The organism is Psychrobacter cryohalolentis K5, assembly GCF_000013905.1.
In the GTDB taxonomy this organism is placed as follows: Bacteria; Pseudomonadota; Gammaproteobacteria; order Pseudomonadales; family Moraxellaceae; genus Psychrobacter; species Psychrobacter cryohalolentis.
Genome location: NC_007969.1, coordinates 666,417 through 682,983, shown reverse-complemented (window position 1 = coordinate 682,983; position 16,567 = coordinate 666,417). Strand labels below are relative to the sequence as shown.

12 protein-coding genes are annotated in these 16,567 nt (G+C 43.8%); 11 read left to right on the top strand and 1 reads right to left on the bottom strand.

Features of this window, described 5'->3' with window-relative positions; all coding sequences use genetic code 11:
- Window positions 1–215: 215 nt before the first annotated feature.
- The 6 genes from PCRYO_RS02995 to PCRYO_RS02970 all read left to right on the top strand — a co-directional run bounded on the left by PCRYO_RS02995 (window position 216) and on the right by PCRYO_RS02970 (window position 7,547).
- Window positions 216–2,249, top strand: a complete 2,034-nt coding sequence (locus PCRYO_RS02995; RefSeq protein WP_011512923.1) for a UvrD-helicase domain-containing protein — start codon at window positions 216–218, stop codon at window positions 2,247–2,249.
- Between the two features lie 89 nt (window positions 2,250–2,338).
- The gene (gene mgtE / locus PCRYO_RS02990; protein WP_011512922.1) at window positions 2,339–3,742 is read left to right on the top strand and encodes a magnesium transporter; all 1,404 of its coding nucleotides are present in this window, start codon (window positions 2,339–2,341) and stop codon (window positions 3,740–3,742) included.
- A gap of 150 nt (window positions 3,743–3,892) precedes the next feature.
- Entirely contained in the window at window positions 3,893–4,357 is a 465-nt protein-coding gene (dut, locus tag PCRYO_RS02985) for a dUTP diphosphatase (RefSeq protein WP_011512921.1), read from the top strand.
- Window positions 4,358–4,471: 114 nt separating this feature from the next.
- A complete protein-coding gene (locus tag PCRYO_RS02980; RefSeq protein ID WP_011512920.1) occupies window positions 4,472–6,286 on the top strand; it encodes a phosphomannomutase in 1,815 nt (604 codons plus the stop codon).
- Window positions 6,287–6,386: 100 nt separating this feature from the next.
- Window positions 6,387–7,286, top strand: a complete 900-nt coding sequence (gene argB, locus PCRYO_RS02975) for an acetylglutamate kinase (protein WP_011512919.1) — start codon at window positions 6,387–6,389, stop codon at window positions 7,284–7,286.
- Between the two features lie 27 nt (window positions 7,287–7,313).
- The gene (locus PCRYO_RS02970) at window positions 7,314–7,547 is read left to right on the top strand and encodes a hypothetical protein (protein WP_041752979.1); all 234 of its coding nucleotides are present in this window, start codon (window positions 7,314–7,316) and stop codon (window positions 7,545–7,547) included.
- A gap of 31 nt (window positions 7,548–7,578) precedes the next feature.
- Here the strand turns inward: PCRYO_RS02970 and PCRYO_RS02965 are convergent, their stop codons facing one another.
- A complete protein-coding gene (locus tag PCRYO_RS02965) occupies window positions 7,579–7,950 on the bottom strand; it encodes a Spx/MgsR family RNA polymerase-binding regulatory protein (RefSeq protein ID WP_011512918.1) in 372 nt (123 codons plus the stop codon).
- A 225-nt stretch (window positions 7,951–8,175) separates the two neighbouring features.
- Between PCRYO_RS02965 and leuS the strand changes: the two genes are divergently transcribed.
- From leuS to PCRYO_RS02940, 5 genes are all read left to right on the top strand, one after another.
- Entirely contained in the window at window positions 8,176–10,875 is a 2,700-nt protein-coding gene (gene leuS, locus PCRYO_RS02960) for a leucine--tRNA ligase (protein ID WP_226939325.1), read from the top strand.
- 113 nt (window positions 10,876–10,988) lie between these two features.
- The gene (gene lptE, locus PCRYO_RS02955; RefSeq protein ID WP_011512916.1) at window positions 10,989–11,648 is read left to right on the top strand and encodes an LPS assembly lipoprotein LptE; all 660 of its coding nucleotides are present in this window, start codon (window positions 10,989–10,991) and stop codon (window positions 11,646–11,648) included.
- Window positions 11,649–11,721: 73 nt separating this feature from the next.
- Window positions 11,722–12,798, top strand: coding sequence for a DNA polymerase III subunit delta (holA, locus tag PCRYO_RS02950; protein WP_011512915.1), 1,077 nt, complete (start codon window positions 11,722–11,724; stop codon window positions 12,796–12,798).
- Between the two features lie 235 nt (window positions 12,799–13,033).
- Window positions 13,034–14,404, top strand: a complete 1,371-nt coding sequence (locus PCRYO_RS02945) for an efflux RND transporter periplasmic adaptor subunit (RefSeq protein WP_011512914.1) — start codon at window positions 13,034–13,036, stop codon at window positions 14,402–14,404.
- A 93-nt stretch (window positions 14,405–14,497) separates the two neighbouring features.
- On the top strand, window positions 14,498–16,495 hold the full coding sequence (locus PCRYO_RS02940) for a MacB family efflux pump subunit (protein ID WP_011512913.1): 1,998 nt from the start codon (window positions 14,498–14,500) through the stop codon (window positions 16,493–16,495).
- Window positions 16,496–16,567: the final 72 nt, after the last annotated feature.

Here is a 16,567-nt window from a genome sequence, read left to right as displayed (position 1 = left end):
TAACTCCTGCCCAAAAGCCTTGGTTTTGCTTTATAATAACTCACCTAATTTTGCTCGCAGATTGCCTAAAACTTTAAAATTATTCTGTGAGTTACTCTATTTAAAATGCCAATATGCCCTCTATTTTAACGAATATATTTTTCGCTTGATGGCAGCTAGTTGCATTTTACGATTTACTGCTACCCTCTTTTTGCTTTTGTCTTACAGGTCACGTTATGAGTCAACTTAATCCCAAACAACAAGAAGCCATGCTCTACGTATCTGGTCCGCTACTGGTGTTAGCAGGTGCCGGCTCCGGTAAGACGTCAGTGATTACCCGCAAGATTGCTTATTTGATCGAAGAATGCAACATGCCTGCTGAGCGTATCACGGCGGTGACCTTTACTAATAAAGCGGCGCGTGAAATGAAAGCTCGAGTCAGTAAGCTACTACCGAGTGAAAAGACCCGTGGTCTAACGGTTTCAACCTTTCACCAATTTGGGCTCCAGTTTCTGCGATATGAGCTGCTTCATACGCCATTGAAAGGCAATTTCTCCATTATGGACAGCGACGATAGCAAGCGTTTGCTAATGGAGCTTATGATGCGTGATAACTTAAGCGGCGCTGAGAGTCGTGAGTTGGTTGGTAAAGCAATCAAGATGATTTCTGATTGGAAAAATGATTTGATTGAGCCGGATAAGGCGATGGAAACCTTAGACGATCCAGAAGATATGATTTTTGCGACGCTTTATGCACTATATGAGCGTAACCTGCGGGCTTATAACGCGGTTGATTTTGATGATTTGATTGTCTTACCGACCAAAATACTGCGTGAAAATCGAGAGCTACGTGATAAATGGCAAAACCGTATTCGCTATTTGCTGGTCGATGAATATCAAGACACCAATACCGCTCAGTATGAGATGATCAAATATTTGGTCGGACCGCAAGGGCGTTTTACCGTCGTTGGTGATGATGACCAATCTATTTATGCATGGCGCGGTGCTAAACCTGAAAACATGGGATTACTTAAAGAGGATTTCCCAAAATTAAAAATCGTTATGCTTGAGCAAAACTATCGCTCAACCACGCGTATTTTGACCTCTGCTAATGCGGTTATTACCAACAATGAGCATTTATTTGAAAAGAAACTCTGGTCAGATAAAGGTCAAGGCGAAAAAATTCGCATTATTAACTGTCGTAATGATGACGATGAATCTGAGCGCGTCGCCAAAGAAATCGTCACGCATAAATTGCGCTTTGGTAATGAGTGGGAACAATATGCCGTTCTTTATCGCAGTAACTTCCAAGCGCGGATGCTAGAGGCGCAGTTGCGTCAACTGCAAGTGCCTTATAAATTATCGGGTGGTCAGTCGTTCTTTGCCCGTAGTGAAATTAAAGACGTTATGAGCTACTTACGTCTGATTTTAAACCCAGAAGACGACAGTGCATTTTTGCGCGTGATTAATACGCCCAAGCGTGGCATGGGACCAGCCACGCTTGAAAAGCTTGGCTTATTTTCACAAGAACATAGTATCTCGCTACTGGCTTCTTGTACGCATGCTGGTCTTGCCCACGTTTTACCGTCGAAATCTTATAGTACTTTAAAGGAGTTTGGCGACTTTATTGAGCACTATACTCGCGAGCTTGATCAACATCCTGACCCTGTGCCAATCGTACGCCAGATGATTGATGAAACCGGCTATATTGACTTTGTCCGTAGCGACTCAAAAACGCCGCAACAAGAAAAAAACCGTATCGATAATATCGACATGCTTTATACCAGTATTCAATCGCTGATTAATCGCGCCGAAGAAGACGAAGACCGTACCATTGATACCATCATTCGCAAGCTGGTATTGCTTGATATGCTGGAGCAGCAGCAGGAAGAAGAAAACACCAATAAAGTTAATCTAATGACCTTACATGCGGCAAAAGGCTTGGAGTTTGATTTTGTTTATATCATGGGGCTTGAGGAAGAGATGCTACCACATCGCAACTCTATCCTAAGCGAGACGGTCGAAGAGGAACGGCGCTTGATGTATGTGGGCATTACTCGCGCGCGTCGCGAGCTAACTTTGACACTAGCCACTCAGCGCCGTGCTGGTGGTCAAATGCGCGTCACGTCTGAATCACGATTTTTAGATGAGTTGCCAGAAGATCATATCGATTGGCCTGCCAAAGCAAAAAAACAAAAAGCCACCAAAGACCCCGCAGCAGTTGCTGATGAATACTTGGCTAATATTCGGGCTTTATTGGGCAATCGATAATGTTTAACCATTAAAAAAGCTAACAAATACAACTGATTCATTAAGCTTAGCTCTTAGTCATTTACATATTTTGAAAACTTGGAACTTTTATGCCCGCTCCTACGCCGAATTCTGCACGACCATCGACACGACAGGGAGATTATAATCCGGCTGAATCTAACGCTGAGTATAAACTACTCTATTTGCAAGAGTTGGTTGCGGACAAGGCGTATGAGGCGATTACTGATTTTTTAGGGAAGCAGTCAGAATATGAGATTGCCAACTTACTAGAGTCGTTCCCAACTCAGAGCCGACTACTGATTTGGGCACAAGTCCCAGAAAATATCAAAGGTGAAGTATTAGCTGAGCTAGAGTTTGATACACGCCAGCCATTGATGGAAAATATCTCGTCAAAAGAGATATCGCTGTTTACCCAAGATCTTGATGCACAAGACATCTCAGAGATTTTAGACACCGTTACCGAAAGCGTGCGTACTTCAGTGATGGCAACTTTGGATGAAGAAATACGAATTCAGGTCAATAAACTCGATACCTATGCCGACTGGGAAGTTGGCAGCTATATGGATCCTGAGCTTATTCAAGTCCAAGAAGATATGACACTGGCTGATGTTCAAAACTGGCTGCGAGAAGATATTGAGCTGCTTGATGATGAAAGCCAAGAGCTATTGGTTGTCGATCAAAGCCAGCAACTGCTTGGCTTATTAAGTCTCGCTGATTTGATTAAGCATGACCAAAGCACCTTAGTTGCTGATTTGATTGATAGCGCTATTACCATCAATGATCGCTTGGACATTCAAGATGCGGCGGCGATTTTTCGCTCAGAAGACATTCGTTTTGCCCCAGTGATTAACAGTCATGGCGAGCTAGTCGGTCAATTAAACGGTGAGGACATCATGGAGATTATCCAAGATGATGTCGATAGCACCATGAAGAACCTTGCTGGTGTCAGTCAAGATGAAGAGCTGTTCGCACCTATTTTGACCAGTGCAAAAAGCCGTAGTATTTGGCTTGGTATCAATTTATGTACGGCACTATTAGCCGCTGCTGTAATTGGGCAGTTTGAAGCCGTATTAGCAAAAGTGGTGGCTCTGGCGATTCTTATGCCCGTAGTTGCCAGTATGGGCGGTATTGCAGGCTCGCAGACGCTTACCGTCGTCATTCGCGGTATGGCAATGGGACAAATTGGTGGCTCTAACCGCGTATGGCTATTAAATAAAGAGCTGTGGGTTGGGGCGATAAACGGTATCATATGGGCGATAATTATGGCGTTTATTGCGCAATTGTGGTTTCATAACATTAAAATCAGCGCGGTCATCGGTCTAGCGATTGCGATTAATATGACCGCTGCCAATGTCTCGGGCATTAGTATTCCACTGATGCTAAAGCGCATGAATATTGATCCGGCATTATCTGCCTCTGTTATCCTCACCACGGTAACGGACATTGTTGGCTTTATGTCGTTTTTGGGCTTGGCAAGTATACTGATTCTTTAATCAATCGCTCATTGAAATTTAGAAACCAAAAGTTAAAAATCAGCAGATATTTATAAAAATAGTTGTTGTTAAGCAATTAAATTTAAAAATTAGGGCACGCCCTAAATTCATTCTGTTTATAAAACCATTAAATCGTTAAGTGAGTGCGTTATGCAAGCTGTACAAGTTAAAGTCTTAAACCCTAAAATCACTGAAGATAAAGCGTTTTCTTTGCCTACTCGTGCCACTGATGGCAGCGCAGGTATTGATTTGCGCGCTTGTATTGATGAGCCTTTAACGATTAAAGCGGGTGCTACCCATTTGATTGGTACTGGTTTGGCGGTTTATATACAAGATCCCAACTTTGCAGGCATGATTTTACCGCGTTCAGGTCTTGGACATAAGCATGGTATTGTTTTGGGTAACTTGGTTGGACTTATCGATGCGGATTATCAAGGTGAGCTGATGGTCAGTATTTGGAATCGTAGCCAGGAAGACTTTGTATTAACTCCTGCAGAACGCATGGCACAATACGTGGTTGTCCCTGTTGCCCGTCCTGAATTTGAAGTCGTGACAGAATTTAGTGATACCAGCGCACGTGGTGCTGGTGGTTTTGGACACTCTGGTCGTCAGTAGTCATTATCATTTGCTCTAAATTACATAGTCTAAATCGCATAACCTAAGCTGTATAAAAAACTATCAGCGATTTATTTATCATTCATATTTATCATGATAATAAGGAAGTAAAAGATGCCGTTTTTTGCTGCGCAGCACTCCTTATTTCGTGCTTATGATATTCGCGGTTCACGCCAGTATTTTACTGATGATTTTGTTCAAGCTTTAGGGTACGCCTTTGCGCATCTTTATCACGTTCAACAAGACAGTGATAACAAAAAAAATATCGTCGTGATTGGCTATGATGTACGTCGTGATAGTGACGTTATTGCTCAAAACCTTGCCACTATATTGATCCAATGCGGTCTACAAGTTATCCAATTGGGACTGATTACCACGCCTATGATGGTATTTTGGGCTGAGCAATATCAAGGGCATGGCATTATCGTGACTGCTAGTCATTCTGCGAGGGATGTTTTAGGTATTAAGTGGTTGGTCAATCATCAATCCCCTAGCGTTGAAGAAATTCAGATGCTTTACCAGCAAGTTATTCATCAGCAGTTAATTGAACGTTCTTTAGACAACAGCATGCTTGAAAAAAGTGGTTTGCCTAAAGATGGTCTGCAAGAAACTGGTTTTGAAATCACTGATTTTCAAAAAGTGATTGTTAAAGAAGACAATCAAATAGGCTATAAAGCGTTAAGCACTCCACGATATGTAGTGCATAACCCTATTAGCAATCAGCAAATGTTTTTATCGCCTGAGCAAGTAGCAGCGCATTATATCGATGCTATTGTGCAAGTGTTTAAAGCACTCTATCCACATGATAACCAATCATTTCTTACTAAGCTAGATTTGGTGGTTGTTATCGATTGTATGCATGGTGCAACCAGTCATATCGCGCCACAATTGTTTGATCGTTTTTGCCACCGTGTTATCACGCTTAATGACACGCCTAATGGAGATTTCCCTGCTGGCAATCCCGATCCTACTGAACCACATCGGCTCAAACAGTTGCAGCAAAGCGTAATTAATCATCAGGCAGATATAGGTATCGCCTTTGACGGTGATGGCGACCGACTAATGATCGTCGATAATACAGGCAAGGTAGTCACACCCGATCACTTGCTCTACTTATTAGCAAAGGTGATATTGACTGAGCGTCCAGTCGCTTGTACCCAGTTGCAATCTCCACCGCAAATTCTCTTTGATATTAAATGTTCGCATCATTTGCCGAAGCTACTGACTAAACTTGGCGCAGAACCTATCATCAGCAAAACTGGCAGTAGTCTAATGCGCCAACAGATGCAGGACTCTGCTGGGCAAATAGTATTTGCTGGAGAGTTATCGGGGCATTTTATCTTTAACGACAGTCGCTTTATTGTCTATGATGATGCCATATATGCAGCTTTAAGACTGTTGCATTGGCTGGCAGCTGATAACTCAAGTAGTCTAAATCCTACAACAAATCTTGCTAATATCATCTATCAATTACCAAACATTGTCAGTAGTGCCGATCATTATTTACCGCTGCCAGTAAATGCGTCAACCGATTGCTCAATCATTGAGCAGCTAACTCGACTATGCGTGTATTTACAACAACTCATAAAAGTAACCGCTCCACTGCCTACTCAGGCTGAATATCAAGTACTCAGTACCTGTCAGCGGACGCTTTGTAGTTGCTCTATAAAAAGCCTTCCTATCAGCATAGAGCAAGCCAAAGACTTATTGCCAATAGGTACAACTCTGAGCTGTATTGATGGCGTACGTCTAGATTTCGCCCATGGTTTTGGGGTCATACGTCAATCTAATACCAGTCACAATTTAACCGCGCGCTTTGCAGGAGACAGCATGGCACACCTACAAGATATTCAAGCAAAATTTGCCGCGCTATGCCGTCCCTTTGATAAAAATCTAGCTGCGCAGATTGTAGCTATTTCCCCTCAGTAGTCAATTATCAAAACTATTTTTTATCACAAATGTAACTTTGTTATTTATGACTTTTTATAACAACAACCAATCGCTTAACACCGTATTTTAGGAGTTTATAATGACCTTGAATTTAGATGAAGCCAAAATTACTGCCGAAGTCTTGACCACCGCCCTGCCCTATATTCAACGCTTCGTCGATAAAATCATTGTGGTCAAATACGGCGGCAATGCCATGACCGATCCTGCGCTTGAAAGCTCATTTGCCCGAGATATCGTCCTACTCAAAACCGTTGGTATGCATCCTGTGGTCGTACATGGTGGCGGTCCACAAGTGGATAATTTATTAAAAGAGCTTGGGCGGCACTCAGACCGTATCGATGGGATGCGCGTTACTGACAAGGACACCATGGATATCGTCGAGATGGTACTTGGCGGCAATGTTAATAAATCGATTGTGAGCTTGATCAATAAACATGGCGGCTGCGCTATCGGTTTAACGGGTAAAGATGCCAACTTAATCTTGGCTAAAAAATTGATGATGGAAAAAATCGGCGTAGATGGTGTTGCTGTACCAGTAGATTTGGGCTTTGTCGGGGATGTGGTTAGCGTCAATAAAGACGTGATTAATATGCTGATTGCTTCTGACTTTATTCCTGTTATCGCCCCTCTTGGCGTCGATGAAGAAGGCAATACTTATAATATCAATGCCGATTTGGTTGCTGGTAAAGTCGCCGAATTCTTGCAGGCAGAGAAACTCATGCTATTAACCAATATCAAAGGGGTACTGGGTCGTGATGGCGAAGTCGTGACTGGTTTGACGCCTAAGACTGTGGACAGCCTAATTGAAGATGGTACGATTTCAGGCGGCATGATTCCTAAAATTCAATGTGCGCTTGATGCGGTTCGTAGCGGCGTAAAAAGTGCCGTTATCGTCGATGGTCGCGTACCGCATGCCACGCTGTTAGAGATTTTCACTAACGAAGGTGTTGGTACACTAATCAGTCGAGATCTAGGCTAATCATTGGCCAAATAGTAGGAGTAAATCATGGCATTGTGGCTTTGGTGTCTACTTTTTATCTTAGAAAGCTCGTACTGCTGGTGGATTATTGGCTATGGTGGCGCAAAATGGATAGAAGGGTGGAAATCATTTTTCCTCATTGAGTGGTTTGCACTAGATTGGAATGCCGAACAAATTCGCTTTTACGTCTTGCTTATATGGCTCGCAAGTGTGATTTGGTTTATTTTAGGTGTTATAAAGCCCGAGCTAAGAGGTTCTTAGCTTGGGCTTTATTGATGGTAGCAGTATTCTTTTACGAAAAAACTTTATCAAACTCGGCTTCATCAAAGCCACATAATAATATCGGCTTATTTTTATCAGTCAGCTCACCTTCAACTATCGGACGCTTAATCATACTGGTATTTTCAATGAGTAAGTCAATTGCTTGATCCACATCGCTATCCGCTGCTTGCTTTTGAACATCTTCTAGCTTACGCCATGTCGTTCCGCGCTTGTTTAATACTTTATCAATACCAAGCTCGTTGACCCAACGCTGAACGCTATCTTTGTCGATACCTTGTTTTTTATAATCATGAAAGTTATAGCTAACGCCCAACTCATCAAGCTTGGTAAAGGCTTTTTTCATGGTGCTACAAGATTTGATACCGTAAATAGTGATGGTCATAATGTCTCCTCGTCAAGAATGTTACTGTTTATTATACTCAAATAATGCTCGAAGCTGGCACATGACAAATGTGGATATCGGCAAGCAGCGAATACAAGCCGAAAAGCCACTAGGTAATCAATGAAAGGCGACATCATATCGTCGCAATTTTCGCCAAATTACGCTATGCTATGGCATTATAAAATTTCACCCCATTTATCTGTAATAACCGATTCCGAGCCAACTATGACCAACGCCGTAACAGCAGAAACTGCTAATACTAACCATACTAATAATGCTTCTAGCGACAAGACCCAATATCAGCCGCAACTCATCGAAGCGCAGCAGCAAGCCAAATGGGCAACAGATAAGCGCTTTGAAGTCAGCAATGAGCCAAGTGATAAACCAAGTCGTTATATGCTGTCAATGTTCCCGTACCCAAGTGGTAAGCTGCATATGGGTCACGTACGTAACTATACTATCTCTGATGTATTAAGCCGTTATTATCGGCTCAAAGGTTATGAAGTCATGCAGCCAATGGGCTGGGATGGTTTTGGCTTGCCAGCAGAAAACGCCGCGATTGCCAATCAGACGCCGCCTGCTAAATGGACGTTTGAGAACATTGACAGCATGCGCGCCCAGCTAAAATTGCTTGGCTTGTCTATTGACTGGTCACGTGAATTTGCCACTTGTAGCCCTGAGTATTATCAGTGGGAGCAGTGGTTGTTTTTGCAGTTATATAAAAAAGGCTTGGTTTATAAAAAGCTTGCCACCGTCAACTGGGATCCGGTCGACAACACCGTATTAGCCAATGAGCAAGTCATTGATGGTAAAGGCTGGCGTAGTGGCGCTATGGTCGAAAAGCGTGATATTCCGATGTATTATTTTAACATCACTGATTATGCCGATGAGCTGCTTGATGATTTAGACCAGCTAGAAGGTCATTGGCCATCTGAAGTGATTACCATGCAGCGCAATTGGATTGGTCGTAGCTCAGGTATGGAAGTGCATTTCCCTTATGAGCTGGCTGGCCAAAGCAATAGCTTAGACGTCTTTACCACTCGCCCTGATACCTTGATGGGTGTCACTTATGTGGCAGTGGCCGCAGAGCATCCTCTAGCGCAATATGCCTCTGAGAATAATAAAGCGATTGCAGATTTTTGTGCCCTTTGTAAGAAAGGCTCAGTCGCTGAGGCAGACCTTGCTAAAGCCGAAAAAATCGGTATGGATACGGGTCTAACTGTGACCCATCCATTGACTGGCGAAGAAGTGCCTGTTTGGGTTGCCAATTATGTACTTATGAGCTATGGCTCAGGTGCGGTAATGGCAGTACCTGCTCACGATGAGCGCGACTATGAGTTTGCAACCAAATACAACTTACCGATTAAACAAGTCATTGACATTCCTGCAGGGTATTTTGATGATGTAGAAGAAGGCAATGAGAATTGTGCTTATACTGAGCGTAATACTCTAGTCAATTCAGGCGAATTTGATGGCATGGACTTTGAGCAAGCGTTTGAAGCCATGCTTGCTAAGCTTGAGCCTCAGGAGCTTGCTAAGAAAAAAATTCAATACCGTCTCCGTGATTGGGGGGTTTCTCGCCAGCGTTATTGGGGCTGCCCTATCCCAATGGTCAACTGTGAGCATTGCGGTACCGTGCCAGTTGAAGAACAAGACTTGCCGGTTGTCTTGCCAACTGACGTCGTCCCTGACGGTCGCGGTAATCCACTAAAAAATATTCCAGAATTTGTGAATACCACTTGCCCTAAATGTGGCAATCCTGCTGAGCGCGAAACCGATACCTTTGATACCTTTGTAGAATCAAGCTGGTACTATGCGCGCTTTGCCAGCCCACACGATACAACCAATATGGTCAATAAATCTGCCGCCAATAAATGGTTGCCAGTCGACCAATATATCGGCGGTGTCGAGCACGCGGTTATGCATCTTCTTTATGCGCGCTTCTTCCATAAGCTGATGCGTGATGAAAACTTGGTATCAGGCGATGAGCCATTTGCCAATTTGATGACTCAAGGAATGGTACTTGCGGGTACTTTCTACCGCGTCAATGCTGATGGCAGTACCACTTATTACTTCACTAAAGACATCGATATTGACTTTAACGAGCGCGGTCAGCCGATTAAAGCCATCCTAAAATCAGATGGACAGCCGGTGACGATTGGCAAAATCGAAAAAATGTCTAAGTCAAAAAATAATGGTGTTGATCCACAGATAACCATCGATAAATATGGCGCGGATACCGTTCGTCTTTATACCTTATTTACTGCTCCTGCCGATCAAACGCTTGAATGGTCAGATGATGCGCTCAAAGGTCCTTATAACTTTGTTAAAAAAGTATGGCGCATTGCTTCTGAGCATATCCAAGCGTTAACTGATGCCAACTTAAGTCTTGAATCGCTCAATAGTGATGCTTTAAATACGGATAGCTTAAGCAAAGAAGCTAAAGCCTTACGCCGTAAAACGCATGAAACCATTGGCAAGATTGATAGTGACTTGGGTAAACGCCTAGCACTCAATACCCCTGTCTCTAGCTTGATGGAACTTGCTAATGAGCTGAGTAACTTTAAAGCTAGTAGCGAGCAAGAGCTGCAAGTACAGCATGAAGCACTGACTGATTTATTGATTATGCTGTCGGTATATGCGCCGCACATTGGTGAGTATTTACTTGAGCAATTAGGGCTTGATACCGTCACCTTAAATTACCCTATGGTCGATGAAAGTGCACTGGTACAAGATATGATTACCATGGTAATTCAGGTCAATGGAAAAATGCGCGGCAAAATGGATGTGGCACCAAACAGCGACCCTGAGCAGCTAAAAGCACAGGCACGCGCGATTGAAGGTGTGGCAAAGTTCCTGACTGGCGAGATCAAAAAAGAGATCGTCGTACCTAATAAACTGGTTAATATCGTGGTTGCTGGTTAGAGATAATTAAACGCGGATGTTTTAGGTTTTCTTATCTTAATAAGAATAGCAATTATGACGGGTAAGCACCATGCTATGCCGTCATATCAAACAACATGTAAGGGAAAAAGCCCATGCCTAAAAAGTCGAATAGACAGAAACTAGCGACCGCATTACTTGCATCTTTGCCAATGCTTGCCATCGTTGGGGCGACTGCCAGTCTTAGTGGCTGCGGCTTTCAACTACGCGGTTATGATGCGCCCATGCTGTTTGATGTGGCGAAGACTGCGGTAATTATCGAAGATAATCGCACGGCATTCCCACTGAAGCTGCCGCTCACAAAGCGCCTTGAGGCCTTGGGTGTTGATGTCATTACTAACATGACATTGACGGATGTCGCTAGTAACAATCAAAACGTAGGCACTGAAACCATCGCTGCGATTACTGTCAATAACGTACGTTTTAAGCGTTATGAATTGGTTGGCGTATTAACAGAAATTCGCTTAGTGATATCAGCCGATGTTAGCTATCAAAGCATAGATAATGGTAAGCCTGTAACGCTCAGTAATCCGATTCAAGTTGAACGTAGCTATCAGTATAACGAGGCGTCAGTGAGCACCGACGATCAGCAAGGTGATCAAATTCGTGAATGGCTTTATGACAGTTTAGCAAGACGTATCACCGATCAATATGTCGCGATTGCATTGCCAAAGGTGACACCTGCCAGCGCCACTACTTCTGCGCAAATCGGTAAAGGTACAGGCACTACGGCGATTCTTGTACCCAAACCTTAATATGGCTCAAATGTAGCTTAGCAATTTTTTGGCTTTGCTTTTTTATTCACAACTTTGTGTGCGTCAGCCTTTTATGCAAGATACTTTTATACAAGCTTATCCAAAGCTACAGCGATCCTCAGTTGCTGTAGCAGGCTTGTGGCTAGCACATGGTGATGAGCCATTATTAAGTCAATGGCTCATCGATGCGCTGCGTCCACATTGGCGCGCGCAGAATTACGCCATTAAACGTATTGAGCTTATATCGGTTAAGAGCTGGCAAGAAGTATTGTCAGAGCTTGGCAGCCAGTCTTTATTTGATGATGCCAGTGCCTTGATTGTCACAGGCAACCATAAACCTGATAAGGCAGTCATTACAGAGCTTGAGCGCTTTGCACAGGACGCTCAAGCAGGCAGCCACAGTCATAGCTTATTATGGTTGACCCCAAAACAAGACAAACGCGCTCAGAGCAGCAAGTGGTTTACGCCATTTGCGCAATATGGTCACGTCATCGACTGTAATTTGTATAATGAGCAGCAGCGTCAGCAGTTATTGCAGATACAAGCGCAGCAGTTTGGCTTAAAGCTATCGCAAGAAGCGTGGCAGCTACTCATGTCACATACTGAACATCATTTGCTCAGTGCCTATCAAACCTTATGGCGCTTATCTTATTTGTTTGCCCCACAACTCATGGCAAATAATGATGCTGCCATTCAAGAAACTACAAACTCTAGCCCGCACCTATCACAGGTCGCACTAGATATTAATGACTTACAAGCGGCATTGGTCAGCGATGCGCAGTTTAGCGTGTTTGATTTGTCCGATGCGATGCTTGCTGGCAATAGTGCCCAAGTCGCTAAAATCATTTTTCAACTCAAAGCCACGGATGAGCCAACGACCTTAGTATTATGGGCAATCAGTAAAGACATGCGACAAATCATGCAATTGATGGATGGACAAGATCCGCAAGCCCTAGGTATTTGGCGCAGTAAACAAGGCTTATATCAGCAAGCCTGTCGTCGTCAGGCAAAAGCGCAATCAGCTGCGTGGCCTGCTCTGCTTTATCGCTGTGATCAGGCAATTAAAGGGCTTATTATCCAGCCAGCATGGGAGCTATTACTACAAGCAGCGTTAGAATTATCAGGAAAACGTTTATTCCCTACTAAATAACCAAAGTGATGAATTCTTAGTTATTTATCAGTCAGCAACCAATAATACCTCTAAGAACGATATTATTTCTTAACCTGCTTTTTCAACGATAAACTTCCTGCACAAATCCAAATCTCCTCTGCAAAACCTGCCTCAATATCTCTTCTTAACCTTTCGCAAACTAACTCCCATTCCCTTTTGTCCGTCGAGCCTCTATTATAGTTACATTTGATTTTCTTGTTATTGGATTGTCGTCATGCGCAAAATTGGCAAAAACTCTGCTATTAAATGGGGCATTATTGCCCTCGTCATCATCGCTTTAGGGGTTTTAGCCTACAAAACCTTAAAACCAAAAGAAGTAACACCCAACTATCTAACAGCGACTGCTGAGATTGGCGATATCGAAAATAACGTTATGGCATCGGGCAAGGTTAAGGCTTTAAATACCGTCGATGTTGGTGCGCAAGTATCTGGTGAAGTGACGCGACTATTCGTTGAAGTCGGTGATGAAGTGCAAAAAGGCGATTTGATTGCGCAGATTGACCAAGTAACGCAGAAGAACAGTCTGAGCAATGAGCAAGCAAGCCTTGAGCAAAGTGAAGCGGCGCTACAAAGTGCACGAGCTGAGTCGTTAAGTCGTCAAGCAGGTTTAAAAAGTGCGCAGGCAGATCTTGCCAGCCGCCAAGCTGAGTTAAGACAAGCGCAAGCAGATTTTTCACGCTTGCAAGGCTTACTCGCTATCGACGCGATATCACAGCAGGATTATGATACTCAAAGGACAAAGGTACAAACTGCGCAGGCAGCAGTCGCCAATGCGCGTGCCTCTATCGATACTGCTAAAGCCGCTATTGCCACTACTGCAGCGAATATCAATAGTCAACAGGCGGCGTTACGTAAATCTCAAACCAACGTCAGCACCGCGCAAGAGGATTTAAGCTACACCACCATTCGCGCGCCAATGTCAGGTACTGTAGTATCGGTAACGACTGAGCAAGGGACGACGGTCAATGCCAATCAAAGTGCACCGACCATTGTTACCTTAGCTGATTTATCTACCGTACGCATTAATGCTCAAATCTCTGAAGCTGACGTCATTAATGTCAAAGCGGGCTTGCCTGTTTATTTTAATATCATCGGTAATCCCGATCAAAAATATGATTCGATTCTTAAAGCGATTGAACCGGCTCCTGAAAAAATCAGTGATACCAGCTCGACCGATGCTGCCATTTATTATGTCGGTTATATTGAAGTACCCAATACCGAGCGCCGCTTTCGTATTGATATGACCGCGCAAGTTTATATTGTCATTAACCAAGCCAAAGATGCGCTACTTATCCCTTCTGCCGCACTGCAACCTGCCGGTAAATCTAACAAAACTGGAAATAATAAAAAAGCATCTACCACTGCGGTTAATACTAATGGCGATTCTGCCGCAACTAAAGCTAGTGTCCGCGTTCTTAAAACTGATGGCACAGTGGTTGAACAAGCTGTCACAGTTGGTATTAATAACCGCGTCAATGCGGAGATATTGAGTGGTCTTAAAAAAGGTGACGAGGTTATCTTAAGCGAAGAGGGACCAGATAGTGGCAGCAAAGGCAGTGGTGGCAGAGGCGGCCGACCATTTTAGCCCTAACTCCAGAATCAGATAGAACAAGATTTAAATGAATTTAAATTAGCGACAAATCAGCTTTGATATTGATTAAGATAAGCAGGATAGTAAATGAGCAGCCAAGATCTTTATGCTAACGCCGCCACTGATAAGCCTTTGATGCAAGTCAAAGGCTTGATTAGAGAGTTTAAAGCCGGCGAGCAGACCATTCGTGTATTGCACGATATCAATCTAACCATCCATCAAGGCGAGATGGTGGCTATTATTGGACAATCAGGCTCAGGCAAATCAACCTTGATGAATATTTTGGGCTGCTTGGATCAAGCGACTGCCGGCGATTATCAAGTATTTGGTCAATCCGTGAATCGTTTAGTCCCTGATGAACTGGCAAAACTGCGCCGTGAACACTTTGGTTTTATTTTTCAACGTTACCATCTATTGGGTGACATCAGTGCCCGTGACAATGTCTCTGTGCCTGCCGTCTATGCAGGGATGGACGGGCAAGCGCGCAATGAACGTGCCGAAAAGCTCTTATCAGACTTGGGACTGGCGGACAAAGTCAATAATCGTCCAAGCCAGTTATCGGGTGGTCAGCAGCAGCGTGTGTCCATCGCAAGGGCATTGATGAACGGCGGTGATATTATCCTAGCGGATGAGCCGACAGGCGCGCTAGATAGCAAGTCAGGCAAAGATGTCGTACAAATTTTAAAAGACTTAAATGCGCAAGGTCATACCATTATTATGGTAACGCATGACCCCAGTCTTGCTGCCCAAGCTGAGCGCGTGATTGAAATCAAAGACGGTTATATCATTGCCGATTATAAAAACGAAGACTATCAGCGTCCAGCAGCACAACCTGCGTCGATAATAGACAAACACCGTAAAAGTGCTTTTGGCAGCTTTATCGACCGCTTGCTTGAATCGTTTAAAATGTCTTTACTTGCGATGCGTGCGCACAAAATGCGTACTCTGCTGACAATGCTAGGTATCATCATTGGTATTGCCTCTGTGGTATCGGTTGTCGGGCTCGGTAAAGGCTCACAAGAGCAGATTTTGTCCAATATTAGCTCACTAGGTACCAATACCATCACCGTCACCGACGGCTACCCTTACGGCGATCCTAGACGTCAGTATAATGATGACAACTTGACCCCACAGGATGCCCAAGCGGTTGCAGATCAGCCTTATGTGCTTAGTGTCAGTCCACAGCTGAATAGCAATATGAGCGTCCGCTATCGTAATGTCCAAGAAGCCGCCAGTATCAGCGGAGTAGGTAAAGATTATCTCGATGTCAGTGGTGAAACATTGGCAATGGGTCAAGGCTTTGATGAACAAAGTATCTTACGCCGTACCCAAGATATTATTATCGACAGCAATGCACATAAAACTTTCTTTCCTACTATAGCAAATCCTATCGGTGAGGTACTATTAATAGGGAGTGTTCCTGGACGCGTGATTGGGGTACTGGAGCCAAACGAAGGCGGGTTTAGTAGAAGCGTCGACACCCCTACTTTATATATGCCCTATACCACCATGATGTCACGGCTTATAGGCAGCGCCTATATCGAGAGTTTTATTGCGCTGATTGATAATAACATCTCCTCTTCTGCCGCTGAGTCTGCCATCTCAGATCTGATGACAAGCCGTCACGGTACCGATGATTTTCGCATACGTAACTCCGACTCTATCCGTCAAACCATTGAGTCTACAACGGCAGCATTGACCTTGCTGATATCCTCTATCGCCATTATCTCGCTGATTGTCGGCGGCATTGGCGTCATGAATATCATGCTGGTATCCGTGACCGAGCGCACCAATGAGATTGGCGTACGTATGGCAGTCGGTGCTCGTCAAAGCGATATCATGCAGCAGTTTTTGATTGAAGCCATTTTGGTCTGTATATTAGGTGGTTTATTAGGCATTGGACTGGCGTTTGCTATTGGTGAGCTGATCAACCGTGTTGGTGGTGATAGTTTTAAAGTCATTTATTCTTCGACATCCATTATTGCCGCCTTTGTTTGTTCGACACTTATTGGCGTGGTATTTGGATTCTTGCCTGCCCGTAATGCCGCCAAATTGGATCCTGTTGAAGCGCTCTCTAGAGATTAGTAAGATTTTAAGCAAAAATTTTCAAACATCATTTTTAAAATAACAAACTGTCCGCGATAATAGGTGACTCGA

What these genes read in the sequence shown, in the direction of transcription:
- dut (WP_011512921.1), top strand. Translation starts at nt 3,893, where the DNA reads ATGCAAGCTGTACAAGTTAAAGTCTTAAACCCTAAAATCACTGAAGAT.
- mgtE (WP_011512922.1), top strand. Translation starts at nt 2,339, where the DNA reads ATGCCCGCTCCTACGCCGAATTCTGCACGACCATCGACACGACAGGGA.
- PCRYO_RS02980 (WP_011512920.1), top strand. Translation starts at nt 4,472, where the DNA reads ATGCCGTTTTTTGCTGCGCAGCACTCCTTATTTCGTGCTTATGATATT.
- argB (WP_011512919.1), top strand. Translation starts at nt 6,387, where the DNA reads ATGACCTTGAATTTAGATGAAGCCAAAATTACTGCCGAAGTCTTGACC.
- PCRYO_RS02965 (WP_011512918.1), bottom strand. Translation starts at nt 7,950, where the DNA reads ATGACCATCACTATTTACGGTATCAAATCTTGTAGCACCATGAAAAAA.
- leuS (WP_226939325.1), top strand. Translation starts at nt 8,176, where the DNA reads ATGACCAACGCCGTAACAGCAGAAACTGCTAATACTAACCATACTAAT.
- PCRYO_RS02945 (WP_011512914.1), top strand. Translation starts at nt 13,034, where the DNA reads ATGCGCAAAATTGGCAAAAACTCTGCTATTAAATGGGGCATTATTGCC.
- PCRYO_RS02940 (WP_011512913.1), top strand. Translation starts at nt 14,498, where the DNA reads ATGAGCAGCCAAGATCTTTATGCTAACGCCGCCACTGATAAGCCTTTG.
- PCRYO_RS02995 (WP_011512923.1), top strand. Translation starts at nt 216, where the DNA reads ATGAGTCAACTTAATCCCAAACAACAAGAAGCCATGCTCTACGTATCT.
- PCRYO_RS02970 (WP_041752979.1), top strand. Translation starts at nt 7,314, where the DNA reads ATGGCATTGTGGCTTTGGTGTCTACTTTTTATCTTAGAAAGCTCGTAC.
- holA (WP_011512915.1), top strand. Translation starts at nt 11,722, where the DNA reads ATGCAAGATACTTTTATACAAGCTTATCCAAAGCTACAGCGATCCTCA.
- lptE (WP_011512916.1), top strand. Translation starts at nt 10,989, where the DNA reads ATGCCTAAAAAGTCGAATAGACAGAAACTAGCGACCGCATTACTTGCA.